The 17,862-nt window shown below is 63.2% G+C and carries 13 protein-coding genes and 4 pseudogenes; 6 read left to right on the forward strand and 11 right to left on the reverse strand.

Annotated features, from left to right (window positions below):
• Positions 1-44: 44 nt before the first annotated feature.
• A pseudogene (locus M727_RS40555) lies at positions 45-358 on the reverse strand (DUF736 family protein).
• A 110-nt stretch (positions 359-468) separates the two neighbouring features.
• A complete protein-coding gene (locus tag M727_RS0126735; protein ID WP_027155204.1) occupies positions 469-765 on the reverse strand; it encodes a DUF736 domain-containing protein in 297 nt (98 codons plus the stop codon).
• A gap of 535 nt (positions 766-1,300) precedes the next feature.
• On the opposite strand from M727_RS0126735, the gene M727_RS0126740 reads away from it, so the two are divergent.
• From M727_RS0126740 to M727_RS41780, 3 genes are all read left to right on the forward strand, one after another.
• Positions 1,301-1,702: a hypothetical protein gene (locus tag M727_RS0126740; protein ID WP_036263598.1), complete on the forward strand. Its 402-nt coding sequence runs from the start codon at positions 1,301-1,303 to the stop codon at positions 1,700-1,702.
• A 521-nt stretch (positions 1,703-2,223) separates the two neighbouring features.
• Positions 2,224-2,400, forward strand: a complete 177-nt coding sequence (locus tag M727_RS42505; RefSeq protein WP_198032703.1) for a hypothetical protein — start codon at positions 2,224-2,226, stop codon at positions 2,398-2,400.
• A gap of 801 nt (positions 2,401-3,201) precedes the next feature.
• The gene (locus tag M727_RS41780) at positions 3,202-3,405 is read left to right on the forward strand and encodes a hypothetical protein (RefSeq protein ID WP_156941640.1); all 204 of its coding nucleotides are present in this window, start codon (positions 3,202-3,204) and stop codon (positions 3,403-3,405) included.
• A 192-nt stretch (positions 3,406-3,597) separates the two neighbouring features.
• Here M727_RS41780 and M727_RS43850 read toward each other — a convergent pair whose 3' ends face one another.
• From M727_RS43850 to M727_RS0126785, 7 genes and pseudogenes are all read right to left on the reverse strand, one after another.
• A complete protein-coding gene (locus M727_RS43850; RefSeq protein ID WP_198032704.1) occupies positions 3,598-4,137 on the reverse strand; it encodes a cold shock protein in 540 nt (179 codons plus the stop codon).
• Between the two features lie 186 nt (positions 4,138-4,323).
• Positions 4,324-5,250: a zincin-like metallopeptidase domain-containing protein gene (locus M727_RS0126765; RefSeq protein ID WP_027155207.1), complete on the reverse strand. Its 927-nt coding sequence runs from the start codon at positions 5,248-5,250 to the stop codon at positions 4,324-4,326.
• Positions 5,251-5,559: 309 nt separating this feature from the next.
• Entirely contained in the window at positions 5,560-6,147 is a 588-nt protein-coding gene (locus M727_RS0126770; protein ID WP_027155208.1) for a hypothetical protein, read from the reverse strand.
• A 401-nt stretch (positions 6,148-6,548) separates the two neighbouring features.
• Positions 6,549-6,949: pseudogene (locus M727_RS40560) on the reverse strand (hypothetical protein).
• Positions 6,946-7,833, reverse strand: coding sequence for a hypothetical protein (locus M727_RS0126780; protein WP_027155209.1), 888 nt, complete (start codon positions 7,831-7,833; stop codon positions 6,946-6,948). The pseudogene M727_RS40560 and the gene M727_RS0126780 overlap by 4 nt, the downstream one beginning before the upstream one ends.
• Before the next feature lie 3 nt (positions 7,834-7,836).
• Positions 7,837-8,292, reverse strand: a pseudogene (locus M727_RS40565) (hypothetical protein); the annotation flags it as partial.
• Positions 8,293-8,373: 81 nt separating this feature from the next.
• Positions 8,374-10,074: a ParB N-terminal domain-containing protein gene (locus tag M727_RS0126785; RefSeq protein ID WP_027155210.1), complete on the reverse strand. Its 1,701-nt coding sequence runs from the start codon at positions 10,072-10,074 to the stop codon at positions 8,374-8,376.
• 589 nt (positions 10,075-10,663) lie between these two features.
• Between M727_RS0126785 and M727_RS0126790 the strand changes: the two genes are divergently transcribed.
• On the forward strand, positions 10,664-10,867 hold the full coding sequence (locus M727_RS0126790) for a hypothetical protein (protein WP_027155211.1): 204 nt from the start codon (positions 10,664-10,666) through the stop codon (positions 10,865-10,867).
• Positions 10,868-11,309: 442 nt separating this feature from the next.
• On the opposite strand, the gene M727_RS41785 is transcribed toward M727_RS0126790, so the two are convergent.
• Positions 11,310-11,555: a hypothetical protein gene (locus M727_RS41785; RefSeq protein WP_156941641.1), complete on the reverse strand. Its 246-nt coding sequence runs from the start codon at positions 11,553-11,555 to the stop codon at positions 11,310-11,312.
• Between the two features lie 70 nt (positions 11,556-11,625).
• Here M727_RS41785 and M727_RS0126795 point away from each other — a divergent pair, with 70 nt between their 5' ends.
• Together M727_RS0126795 and M727_RS0126800 are read left to right on the forward strand one after the other, a co-directional pair.
• On the forward strand, positions 11,626-11,976 hold the full coding sequence (locus M727_RS0126795) for an MbcA/ParS/Xre antitoxin family protein (protein WP_027155212.1): 351 nt from the start codon (positions 11,626-11,628) through the stop codon (positions 11,974-11,976).
• A gap of 8 nt (positions 11,977-11,984) precedes the next feature.
• Positions 11,985-12,482, forward strand: a complete 498-nt coding sequence (locus M727_RS0126800) for an RES family NAD+ phosphorylase (RefSeq protein WP_027155213.1) — start codon at positions 11,985-11,987, stop codon at positions 12,480-12,482.
• A gap of 243 nt (positions 12,483-12,725) precedes the next feature.
• Here the strand turns inward: M727_RS0126800 and M727_RS37600 are convergent.
• Positions 12,726-17,813: pseudogene (locus M727_RS37600) on the reverse strand (DEAD/DEAH box helicase family protein).
• Positions 17,814-17,862 lie beyond the last annotated feature (49 nt).

Consider the following 17,862-nt stretch of genomic DNA (forward strand, 5'->3'; position numbering starts at 1 on the left):
CCCCCGCGCCAGCTCACGGCGCGGAGGCTCTTGGGCTTTGCCGGTCAGTCGACCGGGTTCCAGATGATGGCGTAGGTGTCGTCGTCATCCTGGCCGGCGGCGCGGCCGAGATTGGCGTAGAGCTTGCGCGGGCCAAACTCGGGTGCGGCATCGACAGGCTCACATAATCCTTGCCGGATGCCTCGCTGATCCTGATCCAGCCGGCGCCGACCTCGACGCCTTGGGTCAGCACTCGGAAGTCGGGACGGGTGTCGGCGCTCTTGGCCTGATTGGGCACGATGTCGACGTCGGCGCGGACGCTGAGTGTCTTGAGCTGGCCCTTGTAGCCGCCCTAAGTCAGACGTCGGCTGTCATTCAGAGCGTAAGCTGTTGATCTGGCTTCGTCATTCGCTGGAAGAGACTTTAAGGTGTCCTTTTGCTGAATCGCGGCGCCCCGAGGTGGAGCGCCGCGTCCGTGGGGTTGCCGCCTCAGCGCGACCAGATGAGGGCGTATGCGTCCTCGTTCTCGACGAGGCTGGCGTAGATCGGAGCGGGGAAGCTCGGATCGTCGAGCTTGATCGAGTGATATTCCCGGCCCGTCTCCTTGGCGGTCTTCTTCCAGCCAGCACCGATCTCGATGGGACCTGCGAGGGCGCGAAGGTCCGGCGACTTGTCGCTTTCTTTCTCGGCCACCACAAGGCGGGCCTTGATGTTGAGGTTGAGCGTCTTGATCACTCCGGCAAACGAGCCGTCTTCATTGCGAGTGAAAGTGCCGATCTGAGCCATTTGTCTTCTCCTTTGCTGTATCAGGTCGCGACCATCGCGGCCTTGATGGCGATCGGAGAACACCGGGCGACCGACCCGCACCCGAAGGGCTGAAATGAAATGGAGGGCGGCGCAGGGCCGAGCTTCTTGGTAGCGCGAGGAAGCCGCGCGCAGGCGTCAGCCGAGCACGGCGGGGAAGAAGGTCGGCATCGCGCTGTTGCGGGATCGAGGTCGGGCTGCTTCGCAGGCGAACCCGGTGTGAGATACGCCAGCAAGAAAGGCCGCAGTGGACGCACCTCGGGCAGCTTCATGGAGGAGACATCCCAGGCTCATGACGCCGAAATCCGAACGACGACCACATGCCGGAGATCAGGCGCAACCTTGCTTCGCGCTAGGCGCTGACTGCGACCAGAAGTAAGGCGAGCCTCGCCACTTCGCTCCTGGGGGATCAGCTTAACGGCGCATGGCGATGGGCCGCGTGGCACGGGTGGTGAGTGTCACCGTTCAGCGTCGCGCCGTATCGCCATCTGGCGATCGCAGCGTCGGGCGGCGGAGAGTGTCGACCTCCTTCGTCAACTGCGCACTGCGGCGTTCGGCCCTGTCGGCGCGACGTTCCGCCCCGATGGCGCCGCATGAGTCCGGCATTCTCGGTCGCGAGCTGTCGAATCCGCTGTTGCATGTCTTCGATCACGCTGCGCTGTTCGGTGATCTTGTGTTCGCTGGTGGTGATCCGGTCGGGCACGCGCTGACGCTGGCGGGCTCGGATGAGCTCGTCGAGGATCCCGCGATGATTGGCATAGATAGTGTTCGGCCGACGCCCGCCGGAACGGCGATCGCGTCGGGTGTAAAGGGCAAGCGCCTGGCGGTGTGGCGGCTGAATCCGGAATACACGCTTGCGCGCTCGGTGGCGAAAGGATGTTCGCTCGGCAAGTTGTCAAGCTTACGGCGTTGCAGGTAGAGCAACAGAAGTGTGTTGGCGTAGGAATGACGGGGCGTCGCCGAGATGGCAGTGCCGCGATGACTTTTGCGGACAGCGATACTGTAAGCGTTCAGCAGCTACGTGGTCGAGAGCCGAGAAGCTGCGCATTCCCTCGCCGACCATCCAACGCACAAGAACGCGTAGCCTGTGAAAAACTGAGACCAGGGTTCCGGGACGAGCCTGTCGCCGGCCAGCCGGCGGATCAACTCGCCGGGCGGCGCCGTGGCCACGAAGCCGTTGCGGGAGGACGATCGAGGCCGTTCTCCGGTCAGACATGCCTCATCGAGCCCGCAGATGGAGCGCCGGCGAAAGTCGCATAGGATCTGTAATGGCGGTCGCGCTCGGTTCGTCCGCATTTCCGAAGACAGTCTCGCAATGAGCCCATTTTCGAACTCGATGACGCAAGGTTCGGTATCCCAGCGTTTCGATTATTGCCGGCGGCACAGTTGCCTCTGCCGATAGCCGAAGTATCGTTGCCCCGCGATTCGCCTGGAGGATCTATGCACAAGCAGACAAAGCCGTTCATCGTTGAGATCAAGCCGTCGCGGAAGCCGAAATCCAGCCCCCAAAAGACGTCGATCTGGGGAAAGCTGGACTTGAGAACCGATGACGATCTGCCGGTGGCAACGGGGCCGCAAAACGAGCCAGCCGCCATCGAGGATAGCGGGCAGCGCTGATTAAACGCGATCGACCGCGACGCCTGCCAGGGTCCTGGCTTGCTGCAGGCTGGAGATAGGCAGCAGCGCACTGGGCATCTGCCGCGTGGAGATCTGCCGCGTGGAGATCTGCCGCGTGGAGATCTGCCCGTTTGTCACCATGCGACATCCGGGAAGCCCGACGCGATCCGGGTCGACTGCTGCCCGTTCGGTCCAGCCATTTCTACGCAAAAGAGGCTCCGTTTCCTTTTTTCGGAGCATGCCGCAAAGTTATTAGCCTCAAATGGATATTTTTGGTCCGCTTGTCGCATTCGCAAGAGGCATCGAAGGGTAGAATGGCACCAGGTGACCGCGAGGCCAGAAAAGACTGCCCACAATGGAGCTTCGTGCACAGCAGTAAGAGTCGCGACCCGTAAGGGAGCGCTCTCGTTCGACGGAATGGCCAGTCTAAACAGGGTGACGGCGCGTAGGACAGGTCACGAACGACAGGAAACAGTTCTCCAGAGGAACATCACTGAGCCTGGCGATCGGGAGGGTCGACCGGCCGAACGAGGACGATGGCATGATGCGGTCCGGCGACGAGCGGCAGCACTGCGCAATTGCGCGACTCCAAAAATGGCGCGCTGGTCCTGGAATAGCGCCGCCGCTACGAACTCTCCGCCAGATTGGCAAATTTGATGTCCAATGCCCATCAGGTGATGGGCACAGCAGATAAAAGCTGCTGCGCTAACGTAGGTTGTTTCTGGCCCACGATCATCCGCAGCCGCATGTCAGCCCGACGCCCGGGGAGTCGATGCCGCCCGGGTCCGGGCAAAACATGAGGTGAAGGTCGCCAGCCTGGCTGGCAACATTGATGCACAGCAGCGCGAACTCGACGGGCTCCTGGAGTCGTTTTTCATTCCGGACCCCCCTTTCAGCCTCAACTGGAAAGAAGGTTCGCGGCTGCAGAAATCCCAAGGTCAGCTCAGACCAAAGATCGTCTCCAGATCGGATAGCCTGTGGGTTGTAACAACTTCTTTACCATGATCAGGCATTCTTACTGAAGGTGCCCCTCCGCAGCCTAACCTGCCCGAGCGTCATTGTTGACGCGCGGCCTAGTGGCGGCGACCGACGCTTTCATGTACCCCCCGCCCCCGCGAGAGTATGCGTCGGCCGCCGGCCAGCCTAGGGTGACCCTGGCGCGCGCGCCGCCTTTCCCACCAATCTCTATTCATGGGTTCACGAAGAAGGCTGAGAGCAACTCCCGGTAAGTCGCCCAGAGCGGGTCAGCGCGGAGGCATGCACGAAGACGTCCTTTCCTCCGGTTTCAGGAGCGATGAAGCCGAAGCCCTTTTCGACATTGTACCACTTCACGGTGCCGGCGGTTTCCGGCCGCACCTCCGGTCCAACGACGGACGCTTCACCAACAGTCGCGTGTGGCGAAGTCTTACTCCCGTCTTCGATCTCCAGCACCTGCGCAACCTGATGCCCCTTTCGCGTTTCTTCCAGAAGGACCTTGAGAAGGGCTCCTTCGGCGACACCGTTGTTCCCGATCGCCTCCAAGACCCGGAGCGGCAGATAGGCTTCCCTGCCGTCCGAGACTTTGACGAACCCAAATCCTTTGCCTGCGTCGAACCACTTCACCTGCGCCTGGACAGGCGCTGCGATCGCAGGTGATGGGCTCTGAAAGAAACTGGGCACGAAACCCACTTCTGCAAAAGGCGGCCCGTCCTCATCTCGATGCCGACGTGGCTTGCGGTGGTCTTTGTATCTGCTCATTTTGTCTCGGCTGGGCATAGGAGAAGGCACTGTGCTTGCCTGGAATAAGGTGGGACCGACGGCCGATCAACGTCGTTTTTATACAGTGTCTCCTAAGTAAAGCCGCTCCGTGATCACGGGTGACCGGCATCCGCTTGCACGCGGATCGGCGTGAGGTGCGCCCCGGCTGCGAGCGGAGCGGAAGCCTCAGGCGGCCTCCTGCTCCGTATCCTCTTGCGGCTGAAGGCTGTGCAGATAGGCCACCGCGCGCTGCGCATGGGCTGCAGCCTGGAAGATCGCCCGCTTGTCGGAGCCGAGGATTGTGGCCCAGCTCTGGATATACGAGGCATGATCGGGTCGCGGCTCCATCTCCGGCACGATGCCGAGATCGGCGCAAATGAAACTGGCGCCAATTTCGACCAAAAGTTCTTCGCGCGCACGATCGGTCTTGTCCTGATGGTATCGGCTCAGGTCGCGGTTCAGTCGATGAGGAGCTGATGTCCAATGCAGAGTCTCATGTCCTCGCACTGCGATCAGCGACGCGACGTCCCGAAATCGGTCTGGAAAAGGCAGCTGCACGTGGTCAGTGACCGGTGAGTAATATGCCTGGTCGCCGCCATAGCGCACCGTCGCGCCTGTGTTGTCGAAGAACCGCTCGGCGTGTTCGATCCGCTCGATTTGATTGGGGACCGGGTCCGCATGCCGATAACAATGGTCAGCCAAGCCTTCGATCTGATCACAGTTGAACACAGTATACGCCTTCAGGAACGGGATCTCGCGTTCGACTTCGCCGCCGCCTGCATCCGTTTCAGTCTTGGTGAAGCGGCTGGCATAGACGATGGTCGCGCCACTTTCACCCTTTCGGATATGGGCGCCGAGTTCGTTCGCCTGCCGCAATGTCATCCAGATTGAGGAAGAAAAGCCGCGCGCCATTCCCTCCGACCAGAGAAGGAGCACATTCACTCCTGTGTAGGCCTCGCCATTGTGGCGCAGCGGCCGGGTAATCCGGCCAACCGTGTTGCGCCTACTCCATGGCTGGACCCATGGACGAACCCCCTTTTCCAGATCGGCCACGATCTTGTCGGTGATCCCGGCATAGATATCGGCGCGTGATCCGATTTCCCTGGCTTTCATGTCCTCAATCCTCTCGATTTTGGGGCTGCGTTCATCGCGGCCCGTCACAGGCGTCCGTCGTCAGGCGATCGGTGGGGCGCGCATCCGCAGGACCGAAACGAAGAGGAGGACGGCGAAGCCGTTGCGCGACCCACCGGGCCCGGCAGGACCGCCATCCGGGACGGGACACGAAGGCGCGGGTGCTCCCTTCATTCTTTTTTCTCCTTTCTTTTCTCCGGACCGGCGCGATGCGAAAAAGGCCGGTCCATCGCAGGACCGGCCTCATCAGCGAGGTGACGGGCGACGCAGAAGCCTCGCCCGAGCGACGGCTCAACCGAGAGCCGCCATCTGCAAATCCGCCGCCTTGCGGTCGACGCTCTGGCCGGGGTTTTCGATCGCACGCTCGAAGGGCTTCCACGTCTCGCCGACGACCTGCTCGTAGGCCGCGACCGCGCCCTCGGCCGCCATGCGAAGCGCATGGGACTGGAGCGCCATATCGGCGGCGAACTCGCGCTTGCGCTGGGCGACGCTGTCGAAACCGACCGGCCCGTCGAGGTCTTCGTCGCGGGCGTCGTTGGCGGACTTGGCCGTCGCATCGCGCGCTTCGGTGACTGCGCGGCTGTAGAACTGGCCGGCGCCGTGCGCCGATCCGACGAAGGCGCCAACGATCCGCTGCAGGTGGATCTGCATCGCCCGTTCGCCCAGCCCCTCGCCCAAGGCATCGGCCGTCTCGATGATCAGCTTGTCGTGAAGATCGCGAATGCCATCACTGTCGAGAAGGGGCAGTCCGAAGCTTTCGGAGATGAGACTGGCCTGGCTGGCGTCCGGGCAACAGAGCCGGACCATTTCGATTGTGGTGCCCTTGCGGAGCGGGACAACGCGGGCGGACTGGCGGGGAGTGCGGGCGGTCTTGGTCATGGGATTTCCTTTGCTTCGGTTCCGCCGAAGGCCTGGACCGGCTCCTTGGCCGGCCCTCCCTTCGGGCGAGGTCCAGACAAAACCGGCGGAAAGACGGGCGCTTCAGGGTCCGGGAGGGCCAGATCGAGCAGGGTGGGTTTGCGTCCAAGCAGGGCTTACCAGCCCTCGCGCGGGACGCGGGCCCGCCGTGCCGAGAGCGGCTCTACCGGCCGCCCCGCGGCGCGGAACGCGGCCTTGAAGCGCACGGCCGCCGGTTTAGGACCGCACACCGAACGAAGGGAGGCCGGGCAAGGGCCTGACCATCGACATGAGGACCGTAAGGACAGGTTGCCGTGACCAACCGCCGTTAAGAGCAGGCCGATTGTATTTGGACCGCTTGTATCACCACCGGATGAACCGGCTTATGCCCGACAGTTCGGCTGACCGCCCAGGACAAGGCCCCTGCCTGCCCTGCGGCTGGCAGGCTGATCGTCACACTGGTGTCCATGGAGACAACCGCCATGCCGCTCGAGGAACCTGGCGATCGCAAGATCCTGGCGTGCCAGCTTTCGGGAGAGGGCATCGATCTCCGGCTGGCGCTCCGCGGCCAGGCCGGCAAGTATGACCGATAGCGCTCGAAGAAGGCGCTCGCGTCCGGCGCCCTCCCGCGACGATAGCCCGACTGGCGCGGCTGCAATTGCGGGATCAGCGCCGTCATGCGGTGTGTGATCTGCTGGTCGATCATGTCGAGCTGTCGCTGGATCTGACGGCGGGCTTCCTCACTGCGCAAGAGCTCGGCGCGGCGCTTAGGCGACAACGTCATGATCTGCCTCTCCCCTGCCAACCGACGAAGCTCGACGGGCCGCCATGGACGACGTGGCGATCCGGATCGATGACGAAGCCAAAGCGGCCGATCTCGTACTCATCTGCGGGGACGAGGAAGCGGCGTTCCTCGGTGCCGACGCCACGCCTGCCACCTGGTGTGGCAATGCATTCGACGAAGCCCTTTTCATGGTCCGACGTGATTGCGGAGATCACGATCCAGTCGGCGGCGTGTTCCGCCTCGAAGGCGCGTCGATCTTTCTCGCGGGATTGGCCGGCTGCAAGCACGTTGCCGGTGATCGCTTCCCAAGCATCCGGAAAGCTGTCCTTCACGATGCGTTCCGCGCTTCGGCGCTCGAAGCTCGTGAAGAGATGGGGGAAGGTGAAGGCGACGATCGCCCAACACTCGTCTTCCTCGTAGAATCCATCGGCAGCGCGCAGCCGGGCGTGGACCTTGCCGTTGCGTTCTGGCGAGAGATGGAGCCCGCCATGTCCAGCGGTCGAATGACAGGTCACCCCTTCCGCGAAGAGGGTGGCGCCCTGCGATGGCCCCCATGGCGTATTCGCCGTGGACCTGACCTCCCGTCGCGCGAGCGCGCGCTTTTCGCGTTGATCCTCGGCGTTCTCCTCGACCTTTGCCCGGAACGCAGCCTCGTCGGCGAGCTCGCCGCAATGGCCGTAAAAATCCGAGCGCGTCCACTCGGCGATAGGACGCCGGATACGCCAGCTGGTTGCCAGATAGTGCCGCCCGTCGCTCGCGGGCAGCATCGCAAACGCCGTATCACCGGCGCGGGCGACGAAGAAGCCGTCAGCGCTGCGGCCGAACTCCACCTCCGGAAATCCGGATATGGAGTTGGCATTTGAATTTGCGGAAGCATGCGTCATCACGTCGAGATGATCGGCCGCAATCTCGTCCGCCGTGACCTGATCGAGCACGGCGTTCGGGTAACTGTGCCGGATCAGCCATTCTTCGGCATCGGCGCGATTTCGGGCGAGATGGACCAATTCGGCGTTCTCGCCGGGCCGGTCGAGCACGCGGACCGCGCCGATGGCCGGGCGTTCGAGAACGGTGAAGCCCAGTCGGCAATCAAGCGAGAAGGTCCGATAGATCCGGACAGCGACGACACCGCCGGCACCGTAATCCGCCTCATGCAGCGTGAAGCACGCCGGCAGGCCGACGTTGCCGACGGCTCGTTCGCCCTGTTTTCGGATGAGGCGACCCCTGCTGTTACTGGTCTGCCATTGAGACAGCTTCTTGCGGTGCCGTTCCGGCGGCCGAGGTGTGCCGTCGGACCAGGCGATGAGGGAAGCGATGGGTGCCTGAAAGATGAGATGCGCGGACATTCATGTCCTCCTTGTGCTGATTGTCAAACAGGACCGCCGCCAGCGTTTGCCGGCGGCGGGATGGCGAAAGATGTGGGACCGCTATTCGGCGGCCTCGCGGAAGGTCTCCTCGAGGAGCTCAGCGCCGCCAGCATCGTCAGCCGTCTGCGGATCCTCGACCTGGTCGTCGGGATCGTCTTCCCCGCTGGCGGCCTTGCTGGTCAGCCAGGACGAAAGTTTCGCCTGGTCCGGCTCGAACAGGGCGGCCGGATGAATGAAGCGCCCTTCCCTGAAGTGCTCGACGAGCGCGGCGCGGGTGTCCTTGACCTTCTGTCGCGGCAGGACCGGCGTTTCCTTGCAGGAGTCTTCCAGTGCCGGCCGCGACAGGCAGGACAGGAATTCTTCGCTGCCCATGTTGGGCAGAAAATTGTCCGCGCCGATCGCATCGCCGGCCACGCGCGCGACAATGCCGCTGTTCGACCTGTTCTCGCGGCAGGAGAGCACGTCGATCAGCACGGACCGCACCGCAGAGCGCAGCGTGTCCATGTCGAACTTGAAGACGCCCTCCGGATTGAACAATCGCGCCGCGTGTTCCCCGAGGCTTGCGGATCCAAAATACGAGATGTCGCGGGCGCCAGATGCGATGCTGAGATTCTGACCGGAGAAGGCCAGAACAAGCAGCGCAAGCAGGGTGTCGTCCTCGATGGGCGCGCGTGACAGCGCCTCATGCAGGGCATCGGTGCGCAGGTCGCCGATCATCTCGATGCCCTTGCGCGTCACGTCGGGACGGGGCTTGGAGACGATGATCGCGTCGTCCGCCCCGCCGGCGTCGTCCGCCCCGCCGGCGTCATCCGTGCCCTTGTCCTTCTTTTTTGCCTCGGGCATGCGGAAGTGGACCGTCTTCACCTTTCCCTCACGGTCGAGATACATCGCGATGTGATCCGACTTCTTCGGTGCACCATAGACTTGGCTTNCCTTGGGCGGCAGCTTCACCTCGCCGTAGGTGTTCGCCTCAGCGATGACGCCCTTCTTGGGCAGGTTCTGCGTCATCCATTCCTGCTGCGCACCGAGAAACGCATCGACATCCGTCGTGTAACGGCTGTCCTGGTCGGCCGGCGCGAACAGGTCTTCAACCCAGGCTACGCCATAGGCCTCTCGCAGATCGTCGCCGAAGCTGGCATCACGCGCGTACATGCGGGTCTTGGCCAGACCATTGGCGACGGCCCACCAGGAAACCTGCGGATCGCCCTTTGTCGGCTTGTGTGCCTTCCAGACTTGCCTCTGCTCCTCGAGCGCGGCGGCCGCGATGGTGCGGAGCTGGCGCTCGTCGGGCATGTCGCCCTTGGCCATATGGTCCAGCATCGCCGGCAGCACATTGGCGAGCAGCCTCAGCTTCTTGATCTGGCGTACCGACTGGGCAAGCGCGATGCCGATCGCCTCCTCGGTCCAGCCGAGCGCGACGAGACGCTCGATGGCCCGCCACTGGTCGACGGGATTGAGCTGCTCATGCGCGATCGTCGTGACCAACGAGCGCATGGCGCCGCCATCCTCAGCCCGGGGAACGACCAGAACCGCGATCTCCTCGAGGCCGGCGGCGATTGCCTGCTTGACGCGACGGTGGCCCTCGTCGATGACGAAGCCGTTGCCACCGTCTGCTTCGGCGGCGACGACAGGGGGCTGCACGATGCCGACAGCCTTGATCGTCGCCAGCAGCAGGGCGTCAGCCTGCGGGCTGGACTTGGAACGGCGCGCCTTGTCGGGATTATCCTTGAGCGAGCGCGGATCGACAAATTTCAGTTCCATGGAGATGCTCCTTTGGGGATTGCGGACACGGCCCATCGCCGGGTCCTTTTCCGTCTTCTTCCCGAAGACATCCCCCGGCACCGCGGAGCGGACGGGCCGGTGCAACTGCGGCCGAGCATCCCTGCCTGGCCGGACCAGCGGGGCTTTCAGCCCTGCGCAGGACGACGGGCCGGGATCGCGAGCGGCGCGGTTGAGCGTAAGCGTCGGCGGCCAGCCCGATCAGCGAGCAGCCTTCCTCCCTTTCCCAGATTCCTTCCTCGCTGGATTAGCCAGCGCGTACAGTCCGGCGCCGTGGCCTGCGCGTAGTGCGCGCTGCCACCCCGTCTTGAAGGAGTAGCGCCCGCCTTCAGAATTGCCCGGGCGCACAAGAAGATCGGCGCGGCCAAGGCTGCACCGGAAGGCGCTGCCGGGACGGACAAGCTTGAGGGGAACCCAAACATCGACGCCCTGATGAAACCCAAGGAAGCCGAAACGGACTGTGCGCGGACCTGCCAATAGCGTGTGGCCGATAGCACGCGATAGAACCTAAGCCCGCTTGAACAGGCGCCCGGTTTGCGCGATTGTCATTCGCCCTTAACATAGGTGGACGATGAACCGCAGGGACAAGGCGTCGCCTTTTGTGCCAACCGAAATCCACGTCGGCACCGTGAAGGATGACAAGGGCGCTCTCGGCATCCTGTCAATTGAGACGACCGAAGGAATCCTGGATATCGCGCTCGATCTTCACGCCGCCGATGCGATCGTGAACGCGATTGGCGCTATCCGATCGAAGCTGGCACTCGTCGAAGGTTAAAAAAATGCCCGGTCGAAACCGGGCAGGAGGTCTTTGTTAGGAGCCGATCGGATCAACGTATTCGACCTCGCTAATGCGCGGCGTCATCATGACGTTTGGATGAAACCTTATTGGGCCATATCTGCCTGCGCCCGGCATTAGCCGGTAGCCCTCATCCAGGCTGGGGATGACCGTCAGCGCCTCCTTCGCCGAATAGAAGATAGCAATCGGCGTGGCATTGCCATTTAACAGTCGCTCCGGGCGTTAGGCTTCACGATACGGGCTGTCTTCGTCCAATGGGTGTTCGCCAGATTTGGAAACAGAGATCACGAGGATAGGGGAGCATTCAGCACGGATGTGAAAGGTCGGGCCTGAAGGAGCGATTGACCGCCATCCGGTAGCTACCCCCACTAAAACCTTTGGTCTTGAGGGTCGCCCAGAAGCCGGTCGCGGGCGGCAAAGGTCAAGCCCATCCACGCCTTGGGCCGGATGGCTTCGCGGCATCTTCGTAATCGAAATCGTCCTCGATTTCTGGAGTCAACGGTTGCTGTTGACCGTGAAGCATCGAAACGATCGCCACGTCTTCATCGGTTAGAATCGAGAAGATAGTCTCCAGCCACCCATTCGATGGAAAGCCGGATCGGCAGGCGATCGAGACATCAGGGCAATTGCTAACTGCTGGCCGGCATTCCGCCGGCGCAGGGTTCATCTTGAACTCCGCGCATTCTGACGTTATGTTACGTCAGTACAGATGGCAACGGGATCAGGATGGCTGCGCCATGGGGCTCGCTCAATATGCGGATAATGGTGTTTTCGCGCCGCGCCGGATCGCGGAAGCGTTGCGGACGACGAGCGAGGAAATCGCTCGCACGGCCGGACTGGGCAAGGACGCGATCCAGCGCAAGGATCGGGTCCGGTCGGACAAGACGCAGCGGCGCCTGCGCGAGATGATCGAGGTCATCAACAAGGTCGAGCCGCGCTTCGGTTCGGTACTGATGGCCTATGCCTGGTATCGCTCGGAGCCGCTGCCAGGGTTTTCAGGTCAGACGGCGATGCAGCTCGTGCGCAGCGGCCGGGCCGACGACGTGCTCGACTATATCGATGCAGTCGATGCCGGCGTGCACGCCTGACCGCTCGCATGCGGTATGAGGGCAACCTCTATCGGGCCTTGAACCCCCTTTATGCCCGCGAGCCGCTGTCGGGGCGTGGCGCAGAGCTCTATGGTGGCCGGTTCAATCCCAAGGGCGTGCCGGCGCTCTACACATCCCTGTCTGTCATGACGGCACTGCGGGAAGCCAACCAGGTCGGCAACCTTCAGCCGACCACGCTCGTCTCCTACGACGCGAAGCTCGACAACGTTTTCGATTGCCGAGACGCGGCAGCGGTGGCGGCCGAAGGAATGGATGGCGCGGCCCTTGCAGACATGACATGGCGCGATCAGATGAAAGCGAGCGGCGAGGCGAAGACGCAGGCCTTTGCCAGGCGCCTGCATGGCGCCGGATATGACGGTCTGCTCGTTCGAAGCTTTGCCGCGGGTTCGACCGCCGAGGACATGAACCTCGTGCTGTGGAGATGGGCCGACATTCCGCCGGCCCGTCTTATTCTGATCGACGACGAGCACCGCCTGTCGCGATAGCGGTCCTAAGGCTAGTCCAAAAAAAATGGGCCAGCGAATGCCGGCCCATAAAGTCTTGAAGGTCAAATACCTCCAGAGGGGAACAGCCGGTGCGGCGGCACTGGGAGGAGAAGACCGCCATGTGCATCAGCTGCGTGCAGGATGCCCGCGTTTTGACCAAACGCAAACTCTCTATTGTGCAATGCAGCCATGCGTGTGTTGCATTGCGTTCAAAGCCCAGTTCGCTTTGAGCAGGTCTTGTCGTCACGCCGCTTGCGCGGCCGATGCTGCGTCGTTCCGCACCTCCGCTGCCAGGGCGTCTTCGACCTCCCGCAGCGCGCGGCGCTTGTCGGCCAGTTCGCCGGCAAAGGCGAATTCGCCGCCGTCGCGACACTGGTAGGAGGCGAGCCGCCGCCGGGCGTCGGCGAGACGCTGCCGATACCGTTCCTGCTCCTCCCCGAAACCGGACAGCGCATGCTCCAATCTCGCGACGGCGCCGAGCGGCGTCACCGTGACAGGCAGCTCGATCTCATGATCCGCCCCGGTGAGCAGGAGCACGGTGGTGTAGCGATAGCCATCTTGCCCGAAGCGCTCGCCGGAATATTCGAGGTCGAACCCGCCGATCGACGCGATGACGGTCTCGCCCTGCTGCTGAAGCTGGACCAGGGTGAGAATCTCCTTCATCAGCGCCCGGCCGGCCTCCTTGCGCTCGGCGTAGGATTTTTTGGTCACGGTCATGGCGAAGGCATCGCCATTGGTCGTGACGAGCCGCTCGATGTCTTGTCCAATCTCGCCAATACGCCGGGTTGAATACTCGATGTCACGCTCGGCGTCGCGGATCTGCCGACGCACGGCGTGCTGGTCGTCGATATGGGCGGCGCGCAGTCGCTCGAGCCGTGCGATGTCAGCCTCAAGTCCGGCTTTCTGCATCAGCCGCTGGTCACCCGATGCAATCGCCTTGGCCATGGCGAACTGATTGGCCTGCCCTTCGCCAAGATCTTCAAGCCGTCGAATGGAGGTGTCGCCAGACAATGCCGCGGCGATGAAACGGGCTTTCCGCTCATTGTTCTGCCACATGGTGGCGTCGAGCGAGCTTTCGGTCGCATAGGCGAAGATCTCGACCTCGTCGTGCTGGTTATCCTGTCGGACGATGCGGCCCTCGCGCTGCTCGATCTGCGAGGGGAGCCAGGGCACGTCCAGGTGATGGAGTGCCTTCAAACGAAGCTGGGCGTTTACGCCGGTGCCCATCGTCTCCGAGGAGCCGATGAGGAACCGCACCTTGCCGGCACGGACATCGCCGAACAGCCGCTGCTTGGCTTCCGACTTCTTGTAGTCCTGCATGAAGGCGATCTCCGAGGCGGGAACGCCCAGGCGGATCAGCTCGTCGCGAATCCAGCGATAGGCCGAGAACCCCCTTGTCTTTTCAACGTTGATCGTCCCGAGATCGGAAAAGATCATCTGCGCGGCGCCGGAAAGCTCGTAGGGCTTGCCGTCGGGACGGACGTAGGTGTTATCCGCCGTTTCAAGCCAGATGCGAAGGCGTTCGAGACAAGAAGATTGAGCTTGTTGTCGGCTTCGTTGTCATTATCAGGATCAACCAGCCGCAGGTCGATTGCGGCATGGCGACCATCGGTGATCACCGAGAGAAGAATGTCGTCGCCAGGCTCCGGCGGGCGGTCGCGCATCTCGATCGCCTTGATGCGTTCGGCGAGAACCAGCTGATAGTCCTTGAAGGCAGGCGTGGGCTTGGCCGTCAGGATCTGGCGCCGGCCGGTCGAGATCGCGGGCACCTTGACATATTCGTGCAGGTCCTGCGGCATCACGACATCGGCAAAACTCCGGAACATCGCGATCAGCTCCGGGACATTGACGAAGCTGGCGAAGCGCGTCACCGGCTTGTATTTGCCGGAGGGCTGAAGCTCCAGTTCGGTGGTGACGTCGCCGAAGGTGGATGCCCAGGCATCGAACTCGTGCAGGCCGCGCTCGAGCAGTGCGCCATGGCCGAGATAGCGCTGCATGGAAAACATCTCGCCAAGCGTGTTCGTAATCGGTGTGCCCGAAGCGAGCACGAGCGCCCTGCCCGGGTTCTTCGTCTCGAGAAGCCGAGACTTCACATAGAGGTCCCAGGCGCGCTGCGAGCCGTTGAGATCGACACCCTTGAGCGTCGACATGTTGGTCGCAAAGGAGACCTTGCGGAATTCTTGCGCTTCGTCGACGATGATCTGATCGACACCGACCTCGGAGATGGTCAGAAGATCGTCCTTGCGCGTGGCGAGACTTTCGAGCCGTTCCTTCAGCCCGTCCTTCAACCGCTCGAGGCGCTTGCGCGAAACGCGATCGTCGCTCTTGACTTTGGTGACCAGCGTCTCGTAGAGCTCCAGCTCGTCATGGATCATCTGCTGCTCGAAGGCGGACGGGATGCCGATGAAGCGGAATGCCGAATGCGTGATGATGATGGCGTCCCAATTGGCCGTCGCGGCGCGAGACAGGAAGCGGTGCCGCTTCTCCTTTGAAAAATTCGTCTCGTCGGCGACCAGAATGCGGGCATTGGGATAAAGCGCGAGGAATTCTCTCGCGGCCTGCGCGAGGCAGTGGCCGGGCACGACCAGCATGGCCTTGGCAATGAGCCCCAGGCGCTTCTGCTCCATGATCGCGGCGGCAATCGTCATCGTCTTGCCCGCGCCGACGGCGTGGGCGAGATAGGTCGAGCCGGCCGAGACGATACGCCAGATGCCCCGCTTCTGATGCGCATAAAGAGAAAAGGCGCCAGAGGCGCCCGGAAGTTGTAGATGATCGCCGTTGAACCTTCGGGGCACGATGTTGTTGAAACGGTCATTGTAGATACGGGCCAGGCGGTCGGTGCGGTCCGGATCGGACCAGACCCAGTTCTGGAAGGCGGTCTTGATCTTCTGGAGCTTCTCCTTCGCCGCCTCCGTGTCGACAACATTGAGGACGCGGCGCTCGGCTTCGCCATCCCTAATGGTGTCGAATATCTTGGGGGACACGGCTGTTGAGTGCATCGGCGAGCAGTCCGCCGGCGTGGCGGCGCTCGGTACCCCATTCCGACGTTCCGGCGGCAGTCCATCCAAGCTGACGGGCCTCGACGGTCCATGAGGCAAGCTCGGGCATGTGATGGATCTTAATCTCGGCGCTCATGGTTTCCTTCACGAAGGCGACGATATCGGACGCGGGTATCCATGGAGCCCCGAGACGCGCGGTGATGTCGTAGGGGCTGAGATCGGCGGGTTGCACCTCCTTGAGCGCAGCGACATTGCGTTGATAGCCGGGATCGAGCCCAGCTGCGGCCTCAGCGGTCTTCAGCTTGTCGCGAACCGCTCCCGACAGATAGGCGTCGGCGGTCTGCCAGGAACCGTTGGCCGGATCGCGAAAAATGGCGCTGCCGAGTTCAGCGAGAGCTCGGCGATGTGGTCGATGTCGACGCAGCCGCGTTCGTTGAGGACCACGGCGAGCGCATCCGCGGCCGAGCTTATGACAGGCGGCAATGGCGGAGCAATCACGCGCTCGGTGAAGACCGGACCGGGGTTCGCCGTATCGGATTCGAGGTCGTAGTCCTCGACAGAGGCGACGAGCCAGCAATCCGGGTCATCCAGAAACGGCTGCAGGTTCGGCCGGCGATGCGTCTCGCGCACCTCGGCGGTTTCCTCATCCTGCGTGGTCGAGACCACGGTGGTGTTGATCGGGCCGAAGACGCGGACGAAGTTCGACCAGGCGATACGCAGCCTGACCTGCGCCTGCCGCCACGGCCGGTCGAGCTCCTGTGCCTTCAGCACCTCGCGCACGGCATCGCGGATGGGGACCAGTTTCTGAATGATCCGGACATGCTTTTCCGGGATGCCGTCGCTGGCGCGGCCCTTGCGGATCCTGACCGGTACCGGCTCGCCGTCGACGACCTGCATCAGCCCATGCCGGTGGTCGACGAAGAAGCTGCCTTCGCGAAGATGCCTGTCGCCGCGACGCAGGCCGTCAGCCGGCGCGTCATCCTCGTCCTCGCCATCGATGCCGATTGCGTCCGGCTCGCCATCATAAAGCGCTTCCGGAAGCAGAGAGATCGCAGCCATTAGTGCTTCTTCGAGATCGACGGCAGGCGGCGGCAGGCAAGTATAGGTCTCGTCGGGGCCGTAGATGCTGCGCCTCAACGCGTGGGCGCCGAGCACGAAATCCTGATACCGCGCGAACCAGCGATTGACGCGGATGGCGCCCTCGTCTTCTGTCGCTGGCCGGACCTCCTCGAGATCGAGCCACGAAATGTCGCCTTCGGGCTCGCCAGCCTTGCGCTTGCGGAAGAACAGGATATCGACGACGACATCCGTTCCGGCATCGGCGCGAAAGCTGCCCTCGGGCAGACGGAAGGCCGCGATCAGATCGGCCGACTTCGCGATCTGCTCGCGCGCCGTGGCGTCCACCTTGTCCATGGTCCCGTGGCTGGTCACGAAGGCGGCGAGAGCCCCAGGCTTGAGCAATCGAAGCGCCTTCACGATGAAGTAGTCGTGCAGGCGCAGGCCGAGCGATCGGTACGCACGATCGGAGCGCACGGTGCGATCCGAGAAGGGAGGATTGCCGATAGCGAGGTCGAACGAAGCCGGCAGGTCGGTGCGGGCGAAGTCGGCGTTGAGGATGCGCGCCCGCGGCTGGAGCAGCCGGGCGATGCGCGCCGTGACTGGATCGAGCTCGACGCCGGTGACATGGGAACGGTCCTGCAGCTCGGCCGGCATCAAAGCCGCAAAGAGGCCCGTTCCAATGCCGGGCTCAAGAATGCGGCCGCCGCGCCAACGAGCCGCAGCAAGCCCGCCCAGATGGCGCGAACAATGAACTCCGGCGTGAAATGCGCATATTGCGTGCAGCGGGCCAGCGAGGCGTAGTCAGCCTCGCCGACCGTATCCTCCAGTTGGGCGCCGATCTCCTGCCAGCCGTCGCGGAAGTCGATCTCGCCCGGGCGGCGAAAGATGCCGTTGGCGAGGTCGGACGCGCCGAATCCCGTGAAGCGGATCAGCCTTTGCTGTTCCTCGCGCGTGGCCGGCCGTTCCGCGGCCTCGATCTCGGCCGCCAGCCGGATCGCCGCGATGCTGTCGCGGGCCCGCTCCTTCCAGCCGCGCGAAAGTCCACGCTCACCAATGAGATGAAAGTTCGCGCCCCGTTCTCGCCGCTCCCGCGCCGGCGGGCGTGCGGCGGTCGTAACCGGCATGGCCGGCGCCGGCACGGATAGCGGTCGATCGTCATCCCGGTCCGGATCGGCGTCGAATGCGGCCGAAAAGGCGGTCACCCCGAGGCCGAGGCTGACGAGAGCGACGTGTTGCCGAAGAGGTCGATGGTGAAGGGGTCGTCATGCGCCATTGGAAATGTCTCCTGTTTTCGAAAGCGCGCGCGAACCCCGGCCGAAGAG

Origin of the sequence: Mesorhizobium sp. WSM2561, assembly GCF_000513915.1 — a bacterium.
GTDB lineage: Bacteria > Pseudomonadota > Alphaproteobacteria > Rhizobiales > Rhizobiaceae > Mesorhizobium > Mesorhizobium muleiense.

Coding starts and splice junctions, on each gene's coding strand:
- M727_RS0126780 (WP_027155209.1), bottom strand. CDS start 7,833: ATGACGCATGCTTCCGCAAATTCAAATGCCAACTCCATATCCGGATTT.
- M727_RS43850 (WP_198032704.1), bottom strand. CDS start 4,137: ATGAGCAGATACAAAGACCACCGCAAGCCACGTCGGCATCGAGATGAG.
- M727_RS42505 (WP_198032703.1), top strand. CDS start 2,224: ATGCACAAGCAGACAAAGCCGTTCATCGTTGAGATCAAGCCGTCGCGG.
- M727_RS0126790 (WP_027155211.1), top strand. CDS start 10,664: ATGAACCGCAGGGACAAGGCGTCGCCTTTTGTGCCAACCGAAATCCAC.
- M727_RS0126765 (WP_027155207.1), bottom strand. CDS start 5,250: ATGAAAGCCAGGGAAATCGGATCACGCGCCGATATCTATGCCGGGATC.
- M727_RS41785 (WP_156941641.1), bottom strand. CDS start 11,555: ATGAACCCTGCGCCGGCGGAATGCCGGCCAGCAGTTAGCAATTGCCCT.
- M727_RS0126800 (WP_027155213.1), top strand. CDS start 11,985: ATGCGGTATGAGGGCAACCTCTATCGGGCCTTGAACCCCCTTTATGCC.
- M727_RS0126735 (WP_027155204.1), bottom strand. CDS start 765: ATGGCTCAGATCGGCACTTTCACTCGCAATGAAGACGGCTCGTTTGCC.
- M727_RS0126770 (WP_027155208.1), bottom strand. CDS start 6,147: ATGACCAAGACCGCCCGCACTCCCCGCCAGTCCGCCCGCGTTGTCCCG.
- M727_RS0126795 (WP_027155212.1), top strand. CDS start 11,626: ATGGGGCTCGCTCAATATGCGGATAATGGTGTTTTCGCGCCGCGCCGG.